Consider the following 10749-nt stretch of genomic DNA (forward strand, 5'->3'; position numbering starts at 1 on the left):
AAAACTATGTCTTCAACGCTTTCTTTTCTTTGTATTTCAACTTATTTTAAAGGGAATGAGTTTTTGCGAGCCTGCAAGCAAGCAGGAAATAAGGTGTATTTACTGACTAACAAAAAGCTAGAGTACAAACCTTGGGTAAGAGAATTTATTGATGAAGTATTCTATGTAGAAGAAAAAGCGGATGGTTCTATCGACATGAATGAAGTTATTTTGGGTTTAGCCTATACAATGCGTTCAAGAAAAATTGATAGAATTGTAGCTTTGGATGATTTTGATGTAGAAAAAGCGGCTCATCTTCGAGAACACTTTAGAATTCCGGGAATGGGGCAAACCACTGGGAGACATTTTAGAGATAAACTGGCAATGCGAATGAAAGCTCAGGATGCTGGTATCAAAGTGCCGATGTTTTCTAGCTTGTTTAACGACAACGAAATTTTTGAGTTTACTCAAAAGGTACAATATCCATGTGTTGTAAAACCTCGCTCAGAAGCTTCTTCAACGGGTATCCGAAAAGTATATAATTCTGGGCAATTATGGGAAGTAGTTCATTATTTGGGTGACCGCCGACATGAGTATTTGGTAGAACAATTCAAACCTGGCGATGTTTTTCATGTTGATTCTCTTTCATTGAATGGAGAATTTGTATTTTCTCGTTCAAGTCAATACTTATCAACACCGATGGAAGTAGCACATGGTGGCGGTATTTTTCGTTCGGTGACAGTTCCTATCGGTTCAACACTTGATGTAGCACTTCAAGAAGTAAATGCACAAGTAATGAAAGCTTTTGGCATGAATTACTCTGCCACACATTCTGAATTCATCAAAGACCACGAAACGGGCGAAATTATTTTTTTAGAAACGGCATCCAGAGTAGGAGGGGCAAATTTGGCGGAAATGGTTGAAGCTTCTTCGGGAATTAACCTGTGGCGAGAATGGGCGAATATAGAAACGGCTGTTGCGAAAAATGAAGAGTACGTTTTGCCAACTTTTGAAAATCTGTACTCAGGAATTATTATATCTTTAACAAGGCAGCAATATCCTAATTTAGCCGAATTTGATGCACCAGAAATTTGCTGGAGAATGAATGAAGAATATCATATTGGACTGATTGTAAAATCTGAAAGTCGTGAAAGAGTAATTGAGATTTTAGATGATTACGCTCAAAAAATTTATCAAAACTTTCATGCTTCGGCACCAGTTCCCAATAAACCAACACATTAATAGAAAAGGCGAAAACCAATCACGGTTTTCGCCTTTTTTATTTTCTTTTACTTTGATACAAATGCACTGGAATTTTATTGTCGCTTTCTTCGCTAATTGTATAAAAACTTGAGCCATCGCTACTAAAGCAAATGCCTTCTCCTTGTGGTTCGGCAGTGTAGGGCAATAAACTTGCAGCACGTTTCAACGCTGTTGGAATACTTTCATTACTTTGTCGTCGCCAATGAAAAACTTGCAGATAATTTTTGATTAATATTTCTTGATTATCCGAAGAAATACTTCCATCTGTAATATAAAATGCTTGATTTGTTCCTAATGAAAATGATACTTCTTCCACAAATTCAGCCGTCATGGTTTGGGTGAAAGACTGCGGGAAAGGAAGTCTGTAAAGTCGCTGATTTTTTTCTCGCTTACTTAAAATATAAATGTCTTTACTTTGCTGGTCAATCAACATACATTCTGCATCTCTTGCCCCGTCAGGATATTTAAAAGTAATTTTTTGAACATTTTTCAGCGTATTGACTGTAGGCGTGTTGCTTGTAATTGTTGGTTCAGCTACTTTATAAATAGCACAATTTTCATATTGAGCATTATTGTCGCCAATTTCGCCAATGTATAAATATGAACCTTCTGGAAAAGTAGCGATTGCTATTGCTTCCCAATCACGATTTGTTGCACCTTCTACATTAAACTGAAATAAACCTTTCCCATTTTTATCAATCAAGAAAATCCTGTTTTCGTCACCGCTGTCGTTGTGTGTCCAGAAATAATCTTTATTTTTCTGACTAGCAATTAACCCAGAGGCTTCGTTTATAGCCTTGTTTTCAAGTAATCCTGCGTCAATTGGATTGTCGAAATTATCACTAGCTGTCGGTGTTGGATTTGGCTTTTTTTCACAAGAAAACAAAGCCATTAAAAGTAGAATAAGAAGCTTTTTCATAGTGAGATTGATGTTGAAAAGCCTATTCACTTTCCTTTGGTGGTGTATTTGTATTGACTTCTTCTACTTTGGGCGTTACTTTTACTTTTTTGATTCTACGAGTATCTACAGAAGAAATTCTGAATTTATATTTTTCATATTCAATTTCTTCGCCAGCATGTGGTAGCCTTGTAAAAAGCTCAATCAAAAGTCCAGCAAGCGATTCACTATCTCCTCTGGCTTTATCAAAATAATCATTATCAAGTCCCAAGGCACGGCACACATCATTCAAAGAAACTTTTCCTTCAAATTCAAAAGAACCATCGCTAAGTTTAACATAACCCAAGTCTTCCACGTCCGATTCATCATGAATATCACCTACAATTTCTTCGATAATATCCTCCATCGTCACGATTCCTTCTGTTTCTCCATACTCATTTACAACAACCGCCATGTGTACTCTTTTCTCTTGAAAATCGTAGAGCAAATCATCAATTTTTTTACTTTCTGGAATAAAAAAAGTTTGATGTAACAAATCTTGCCATTTAAAATGTTCATCTTTTTCAAGATGTGGCAAAAGGTCTTTAATGTATAAAATACCTTCTATTTTATCGATGGTTTCTTTGTAAACGGGTACTCTCGAATAGCCAGATTTATTGATTTTATCCATCAATTCATGGAAATCAAAAGCAATATCAAAAGCTGTAATGTCTCTTCTTGAACGCATTACACTTTTTGCCGAAGTACTTCCAAAATTTACAATTCCTTTTAAAATGTCTTTTTCTTGTTCTGATGTGTCTTTGCCTGTAGTAATTTCTAAGGCATGATTTAGCTCGTCGGCAGTGATGGTATAACCTTTTCTTTCTACTCTTTTTTCAATAATGTTACTGATTCCTAACAAAACTGAAGACAGAGGTTGAAAAATGATAGTTGCAATTTCTAATAATGGAGCAGTGATTTTAGCAAAGCGAAGGTTGTTTTGTTGCGCCCAAACTTTGGGAATGAGTTCTCCAAAAAATGTAATGATAAAAGTAACACCCACTAAAAGGACTAACGTAGCGACTAGTCCTTCTTTTTCTTTTTCGCCAACTACTTGTTCAGTAACATAAGTAGCAACGGTAATAAAGGTAATGTTTACTAAATTGATAGAAATCAACAAAGTAGCAAGTAGTAATTGTGGTTTGTCTAGTAATTTAGAGATTTTTCTTTCTGTACCGCTTTCACTTTCTCTACAAGCCGAACGTTCGTCGGCAGATAAAGAAAAGAATGCTACTTCAGAGCCAGCCAATAGAGCTGATAAAACCAATAAGCCCAATAGAATCAAGGCATTGATTCCATAAACGCTATAAGAAGAGGTGCTTTCAACTTGGGCTAAAAGCACCAAAATCGGGTTAGGTTCGTCGGATAATCGGGTTTCCAAAATATAATGGGTTTTAGTTTTTAGTGATTAAATTGAAATGATTGGTAATTAAGCGTTTTCAGGTTATCGTTTTGATAGTTTTGAATGAAAAATATTAATTACCAATCTCTAATCACCAAGTAACTTTTAATTTAAAATGGTAAATCATCACTGTCGTCACTATCAGCATTGTTGTTGAATTCAGGTGCTGGTGTTGCTGTTCTTACTGGTGCTGGACGTTGCTGTTGTGTCGGTATTGCCGCACCACTTTCTGCACCTCCTTCATTATTTGCTCTACCGCCAACCAAGGTCATTGAAGTACCTCTAATTTTAACGGCTTTTCTAACAATATTATCTTTATCAGTATATTCTTCAGTACGAATTTTGCCTTCTACATACACTGAATCTCCTTTATGAAGATATTGTTCTGCGATGTTTGCCAAATTGTCCCAAAGTTCAATTCTATGCCATTCTGTTTGTTCTACTCTTTGACCATCCTTGTTATTGTATGCCTCAGAGGTTGCAATGCTAAAAGTTGTCACTTTCGAGCCACTCGGTAGGGATCTTACTTCTGGATCAGAGCCCAATCTTCCTAAAAGAATTACTTTGTTTACGCCAGCCATTTTTGTTTATTTTTAAAGTTTGAGAACATGTTTGAATTTACTATAAAACTGTGCAAATTACAAATTTGTAGAAGGTAGCTAAAGGTAATTTAGGCTATATCTATTTACAAAAAAGTTCATTCTAAAAAGTCTGTTTTTTTATTCAAATACATACTCTTTTAAGTAATTATTTACCAAAGTTGATTTTGGCAAATCGTCAACTTCATTGAGGTTGTACCATTCAAGTTCTTGTGGCAAATGTAAAAGAAAACTATTATTAACTTCTAAATGCCAAAATTTTGTTTGTATGCGTTGATGAGTAAGTATATGGGTGTATATGCTTGATTCTCTTTTGATTAAGGATTCTTTTATTAATTCAGACAAGAAAGTGTCTTCCATAGCAAGATACGATAAATCTTGAATATTTTCCTCAATTTCTTTCAGATAAAAATCATACATTCCTTCCCAAACATCCCTTCCTAATCTTTTACGCATGGCAAAAATACCATTTTGTTCGATGATAAAGTAATTAAAAAAACGTTCTTTTACTTTTACTTTCTTTGATTTTACAGGAAGATGTGCCACTTGTCCACTTGCATTGGCAACACATTCCATTGAAAGCGTGCAAAACATACAATTGGGCGAAGCAGGAGTACACTGAATTGCACCAAATTCCATAATGGCTTGGTTGTGCGTAGCCGAATTGCTTGTAGGTAACACACTTTCAGCTAATTGTGTAAATACTTTTTTGGCATCTTTCCCAGAAATATCAGTCACTTCGCCAAACACTCTTGAAAGTACTCTGTACACATTACCATCTAAAACAGCTACTTTTTCACCAAAAGCAAAAGAGGCAATCGCCGCAGCAGTATAAGTACCAATTCCTTTTAATTTTAATAATTCTGAATACTTTTCTGGAAATATGCCGTTATAATCTTCAACAACCATTTTGGCAGTTTTGTGTAAATTCCTTGCTCTGGAATAATAACCCAAACCTTGCCAAAGTCTGAGTACTTCGTTTTCATCAGCATTGGCTAAATCTTGCACAGTTGGGAAGGCTTCCACAAATTTATAATAATAAGGCATGCCTTGTGCCACCCTAGTTTGTTGAAGAATAATTTCGGATAACCAGATATAATATGGATTCTGGGTGTTTCGCCAAGGTAAATCTCGTTTGTGTTGAAGATACCAATTTGTAATCTTTTTTGAGAAAAAATCGTTTTTCAAGGGATGAGTAGTTTGTTTGTTCACAAATAGAGATTTGTACTTAAAATGAGTGATTTTGTTGCTTTTTCAAGAAAATCACGTAAAAATTGATATTCGAGAACGGTTTTAAGTTTTGACAAACGGTTCAAAATTAGGCAATTACGAAAAAAAAGTTCTGATAATATTTTTTTGTTTCTTTCATAATTCAAACCAAAGCCGTACCTTTGTGACCCTTAATAATCAAGGGGTTACGAAAGTAATGATTTCATCACTAAAATCAAGGTGAACTCTACCGTTATTTTCAATGCTGAAACGCAACCAATCATTATTTGTTTAACATATTTTTTATTAATCCTAAAATTTTCAAAAAGTGACTAAAGCAGACGTAATCGCAGAAATTTCAGACAAGACTGGTATCGACAAAGCAGATGTATCAAGTGCAATCGAATCTTTCTTTTCGGTAGTTAAAGACAACCTTGCGAATGGTGAACCAATTTATGTAAGAGGTTTCGGAAGTTTTGTAAACAAGAAAAGAGCACATAAAATTGCTCGTAACATCTCTAAGAACACTTCAATTGAGATTCCAGAACACTTTATTCCTAGTTTCAAGCCTGCAAAAACTTTTGTAGAACAGGTTAAGTCAAACGCAAAATAGATTAAGTTTAGTTGTCTGTTCAAATTCTTTGTTATCCATGAGTGGCACTTTAACAGTGATTTGGGTTTTAAATTTACCTTAACAGATAAATTAATAGCTTAAAAAACTAAAAAATCATGCAAAAGTCTTTTATCATTATCATCGTAATTGCCTTCGGTTTAGTTGGCGGTTTATACAGTTTACCCAAAGTAGTTGTTAGTGATGAGAAGAGGAAGTTGGAGCAATCTTCAAATGAAGTACCTGCTGCAACTGCTAATCGTGATAAACCGACAGCATCGAAAACAGAAGAAAGTGAAAGCCATGGTGCTACATTGAGTGTTGAACAGCAACGTGTGATTGCGCAATTGAAGGGGAGTTATTTGAATGGGAGTACAGCGAAAGTAAAAATGAAGGCAGCGGATGAATTAATCGCTAAATTTGTGGAATACACTCGCTTCGACAGTGCAGCTTATTATGCTGAGGAAGTAGCCAACAAAATCGAACCCTCAGAAACGAATTGGATGAAAGCAGGTAATTTGTATTACGAAGCATTTACCTACTCGCTTCAAGCAGAAAAAACAACTGTGTTAGGGGAAAAGGCCAGAGAGATTTTTACGAAAGTTTTGGCGAAAAATCCTGAAAACTTGTTGGCAAAAACCAACATGGCAATGACTTACGTTTCAACTTCTACGCCCATGCAGGGAATTACGATGTTGAGAGAAGTAATTGCAAAGGAACCAGATTATGAACCAGCTTTGTTCAGTTTAGGTATTTTATCGATTCGTTCAAATCAGTTTGGAAAAGCGGTTGAACGTTTCAAACAAATTTTAAAGAATAACCCGTCGAATTCTAAGGCGGCTTTGAATTTAGGATATTGTTTAGCTGAACTAGATAGAAAGGAAGAAGCTAAGGAAATTCTTGAAAAAGTACTGAATAATAGTACAGATTCACAAGAAAAAGCCGCAGCAAATGAAATTCTGTCAAAATTAAAGTAATATTGCATTTTAAATATTACTTTTCGAGCTTCTTTAGCATCAGAAATACAAAAAAATTAAACATATTTTTAACATTTAAATCCTTTTATAATCATGCCTTGCGGAAAAAAAAGAAAGAGACATAAGATCTCAACGCACAAAAGAAAGAAGCGTCTTAGAAAAAGTAGACATAAGAAGAAGTAGTTAAGGCAATAAGGAATGGGCAAAGTAAATATTTATTACGACTCTTTTTTCCTTTCGCCTTGGTACCCAAAAAACAGGCAGAATCTCCTTTGTGGAATTTGCCTGTTTTTGTTGTTTTTGTGAGATTGTTTGCTTGAAAGAAAAGTTTAATTACATAAAGGTTTCATTCTCAGTTTTTTATGTAATTATTGGTCATGACATCTTGGGGATATGTAGTGATTTTGATAAAAAATGTTAAGTATTAATCTTGAATATTCTTTATCAATTATTTGTTAAATCATTTGCTTAACCAAGAAATTCACCCACATTAAAGTCAACTTAAAAAAATTAAATTACAGACAGATTTCATTTAATAATTATCGTTTTAAACGATGATTCCCCTAATAAAAAATCGATTTTTTCCTTTTTTTCTAGGCTCGCACATATCTGTAATTTCCTAATTTTTTAAAGACTTAACTCAAAAGCATACTCACTAACTACGACGTCCTTCATATCTCTTTCATTTCTAAATGCTTTAATCACCTGTGAGTAATGAATTAATTATCAATTCGACTCCCAAAGGTGACCGCATAGCTTTGTTGCAAGACAAGCGTATTGTGGAATACCACTTAGAGGAGTCTGAACCACACTTTTCAGTCGGAGATATTTATCTCGGGACAGTCAAGAAGATGGTAACGGGATTGAACGCTGCCTTTATTGATATTGGCTATGAGAAAGACGCCTTTCTTCATTATCATGACTTAGGGCCGAACGTCAATTCCCTAAACAAATTTACGAAAGAGGTTATCGCTGAAAGATTACAGTCTGGACGATTAGATAACTTTAAGCTTGAACCTGAAATTGACAAGCACGATAAAATTGATAAAGTATTAAGCAAAAATACCCCAATTTTAGTGCAGGTCGTGAAGGAACCTATCTCGACAAAAGGCCCTCGTTTATCTTGCGATATTTCTATTGCAGGACGTTATACGGTTTTAGTCCCTTTTTCGAATGGGGTGAATATCTCCAAGAAAATTACCGCAAAAGCTGAACGTCAGCGTTTACAACGTTTGATGTCTTCGATTAAACCTGCGAATTTTGGAGTGATTGTAAGAACAGTAGCCGAAGGAAAAGAAGTAGAGGAATTGGATAAAGACCTCCGTGAATCCATCGCTAAATGGGATGCTGGTATGAAAGCACTGAAAAGTGCGAAGCCACGTGACAAAATAATCGGTGAGATGAGTCGTGCAACATCAATGTTGCGTGATTTATTAAATGAAAATTTTGATAGCGTTGTTGTTGATACGCCCGAATTGTTTCAAGAAGCCCGCAATTATGTTTCGAATATTGCTCCTGAAAAGGAAAAAATTGTGAAACTTCATCAAGGTAAAAATAAAGTTTTTGAACAATTGGGTATCGAAAAACAACTGAAAATGTTGTTTGGTCGCTCAGTAAGTTTACCGCAAGGTGGCTATTTAATTGTAGAACATACAGAAGCTTTACACGTAATTGATGTAAACTCTGGTAATAAATCTAACAATGAGGATGGTCAAGAAGCGACGGCGCTGAGTGTAAACCGTGAAGCTGCTAAAGAGATTGCTCGTCAGTTAAGACTGCGAGATATGGGCGGAATTATCGTCATCGACTTTATTGATATGAAAAGACCTGAAAACAAGAAATTGATTCAGGACATCATGAAAGAAGAAATGAAAACCGACCGTTCGAAATATACCATTTTGCCTTTGACGAAGTTTGGTTTAATGCAAATTACTCGTCAACGTGTTCGTCCTGAGATGAATGTAGTTACGGCAGAGAACTGCCCAACTTGTGGCGGAACAGGTAAAATTACAGCAAGTATTGCGATTTCGGATATTATCGAGCATCATCTTGAACACATTCTTGAGAAGCAAAACGAAAAGAAACCAACAATTTTATTACATCCATTTTTACACGCATATTTTACAAAAGGTTTCCCTTCAATCCGTATGAAGTGGTTCTTTAAATATAAAACTTGGGTGAATTTAATTCAGGATACTTCCTTTGGAATTACAGATTTTAAATTTCTGAACGACCACAGTGAGCCAATCGAATTAAATGGATAAACAATCATTACTTGTAAAAACAGCCTGATTTCTCCTTGATTTCAGGCTGTTTTTTTTTGCCTATATTTGTGTAAATATTATTCTGAAATGCCTCAAAAAAACGCTAGAAATTATTGGTGGTTAAATGTAAATCCACGCATTTGGTCGATAGACTCGTTCAAACTTGAACAAGTTCAATCTTATACTTCCCACAATGAATTTGACCATAAACGTAGAATCTATAAGAATTTCGAGGCGGTGAAAAAAGGCGATTTAGTGATTGGCTATGAATCTACACCAGTAAAACAAATTAAGGCAATTTTTGAAATCACCGAAGCACTTCATTTCGACTCTTATCTTGGTGAAATTATTTCCTTTAAAATGAAGGAGAAAGTTCCTGAACCAATTGATTGGATTGAACTAAAATCGATTCAATTTTTTAAAGATTCAGAAGTATTAAAAAATAATCAGGGAAGTTTATTCAAAATTACGGAAGATGAATTTGAGGCAATTCAGGCGATGATTGATGCTCAAAAAGAAGCAATGATTAGCGAAGATGTACTGATTCCTTATGAAAAGAAAGATGCTTTAGTCGATTTATTTATGGACGAAGAGCAGTTTGAGGAAATACTTGAAACACTGAAATACAAGAAAAATATCATACTTCAAGGTCCTCCGGGCGTTGGAAAAACTTTTATCGCCAAGCGTTTGGCTTATACTTTGGTCGGAACACAAGATGATTCTCGAATAAAAATGGTTCAGTTTCATCAGTCGTACGCTTATGAAGATTTTATTCAAGGTTTAAGACCTGATGGCGATGGAGGTTTTAAACTCAAAAATGGCGTATTTTATGAGTTTTGTCGCCAAGCACAACGCAATGCTGGCATCGACCATTTCTTTATTATTGATGAAATAAATCGTGGAAATTTGAGTAAAATTTTTGGGGAATTATTACTCTTGATTGAATCAGATAAGCGTGGGAGAGTGAATGAAATGCCTTTAACTTATGGCGACAAAGATTCTGAGCCTTTTTATGTGCCAGAAAATTTGTACATCATTGGCACGATGAATACGGCTGACCGCTCTTTAGCAATGATTGATTACGCTTTACGCCGACGCTTCGCTTTTATTACTTTAGAACCACTTTTCAATCAAAAGTTTATCACGTATTTGGTTCAAAAAGGAGTAGAGAAAGGCTTTGCAGAAAGATTGAGTAAAGCAATTACTCTGCTAAATCAAGTGATTTCTAATGATAAAAACCTGCAAAAAGGATTTCAGATTGGGCATAGTTATTTTTCAACTTTTGCTAATGAAGCAGATACTCGAAAATGGTATCGCCGCATTGTAAACCTAGAAATCGCTCCACTTTTAGAAGAATATTGGTTTGATAATGAGGAGAAAGTAAGAACTGAAGTTAAGAAATTACTGGATATTTAGCTTTGAGGTACTGTCTTAAAATCCTATTATTTGATTATAATTATTTTTATATTTGCTATTCTTGAAGGAGAGGTTGCTTTGCAACTTCATCCA

At 35.0% G+C, this 10749-nt stretch carries 9 protein-coding genes; 5 read left to right on the forward strand and 4 right to left on the reverse strand.

Annotated features, from left to right (window positions below):
- Positions 1-6: 6 nt before the first annotated feature.
- Positions 7-1221 carry an ATP-grasp domain-containing protein gene (locus tag HNP25_RS13995; protein WP_184135067.1) on the forward strand — a complete coding sequence of 405 codons (1215 nt, stop codon included), beginning with the start codon at positions 7-9 and terminating at the stop codon, positions 1219-1221.
- A gap of 37 nt (positions 1222-1258) precedes the next feature.
- Here the strand turns inward: HNP25_RS13995 and HNP25_RS14000 are convergent, their stop codons facing one another.
- The 4 genes from HNP25_RS14000 to mutY form a co-directional block, all read right to left on the reverse strand.
- Positions 1259-2161: a hypothetical protein gene (locus tag HNP25_RS14000; protein WP_184135069.1), complete on the reverse strand. Its 903-nt coding sequence runs from the start codon at positions 2159-2161 to the stop codon at positions 1259-1261.
- Between the two features lie 22 nt (positions 2162-2183).
- Positions 2184-3560 (reverse strand): gliding motility-associated protein GldE, encoded by a 1377-nt coding sequence (gldE, locus tag HNP25_RS14005; protein ID WP_184135070.1) that lies wholly within the window; start codon positions 3558-3560, stop codon positions 2184-2186.
- 131 nt (positions 3561-3691) lie between these two features.
- Positions 3692-4162 carry a single-stranded DNA-binding protein gene (locus HNP25_RS14010; protein ID WP_184135072.1) on the reverse strand — a complete coding sequence of 157 codons (471 nt, stop codon included), beginning with the start codon at positions 4160-4162 and terminating at the stop codon, positions 3692-3694.
- A gap of 138 nt (positions 4163-4300) precedes the next feature.
- Positions 4301-5392 carry an A/G-specific adenine glycosylase gene (mutY, locus tag HNP25_RS14015; RefSeq protein WP_310587173.1) on the reverse strand — a complete coding sequence of 364 codons (1092 nt, stop codon included), beginning with the start codon at positions 5390-5392 and terminating at the stop codon, positions 4301-4303.
- Positions 5393-5717: 325 nt separating this feature from the next.
- On the opposite strand from mutY, the gene HNP25_RS14020 reads away from it, so the two are divergent.
- The 4 genes from HNP25_RS14020 to HNP25_RS14035 all read left to right on the forward strand — a co-directional run bounded on the left by HNP25_RS14020 (position 5718) and on the right by HNP25_RS14035 (position 10656).
- Positions 5718-6002: an HU family DNA-binding protein gene (locus HNP25_RS14020; protein ID WP_184135073.1), complete on the forward strand. Its 285-nt coding sequence runs from the start codon at positions 5718-5720 to the stop codon at positions 6000-6002.
- Between the two features lie 116 nt (positions 6003-6118).
- The gene (locus HNP25_RS14025; RefSeq protein WP_184135075.1) at positions 6119-6976 is read left to right on the forward strand and encodes a tetratricopeptide repeat protein; all 858 of its coding nucleotides are present in this window, start codon (positions 6119-6121) and stop codon (positions 6974-6976) included.
- Between the two features lie 707 nt (positions 6977-7683).
- Positions 7684-9240, forward strand: a complete 1557-nt coding sequence (locus tag HNP25_RS14030) for an Rne/Rng family ribonuclease (protein WP_184135077.1) — start codon at positions 7684-7686, stop codon at positions 9238-9240.
- 87 nt (positions 9241-9327) lie between these two features.
- Positions 9328-10656, forward strand: a complete 1329-nt coding sequence (locus HNP25_RS14035; RefSeq protein ID WP_184135079.1) for an AAA family ATPase — start codon at positions 9328-9330, stop codon at positions 10654-10656.
- Positions 10657-10749 lie beyond the last annotated feature (93 nt).

The sequence above is a fragment of the Arcicella rosea genome (assembly GCF_014204325.1).
Taxonomy (GTDB): domain Bacteria; phylum Bacteroidota; class Bacteroidia; order Cytophagales; family Spirosomataceae; genus Arcicella; species Arcicella rosea_A.

Bases quoted from the DNA above. Each gene is read 5' to 3' on its own strand.
- HNP25_RS14010 (WP_184135072.1), bottom strand. From the start codon at position 4,162: ATGGCTGGCGTAAACAAAGTAATTCTTTTAGGAAGATTGGGCTCTGAT.
- HNP25_RS13995 (WP_184135067.1), top strand. From the start codon at position 7: ATGTCTTCAACGCTTTCTTTTCTTTGTATTTCAACTTATTTTAAAGGG.
- HNP25_RS14025 (WP_184135075.1), top strand. From the start codon at position 6,119: ATGCAAAAGTCTTTTATCATTATCATCGTAATTGCCTTCGGTTTAGTT.
- HNP25_RS14035 (WP_184135079.1), top strand. From the start codon at position 9,328: ATGCCTCAAAAAAACGCTAGAAATTATTGGTGGTTAAATGTAAATCCA.
- HNP25_RS14000 (WP_184135069.1), bottom strand. From the start codon at position 2,161: ATGAAAAAGCTTCTTATTCTACTTTTAATGGCTTTGTTTTCTTGTGAA.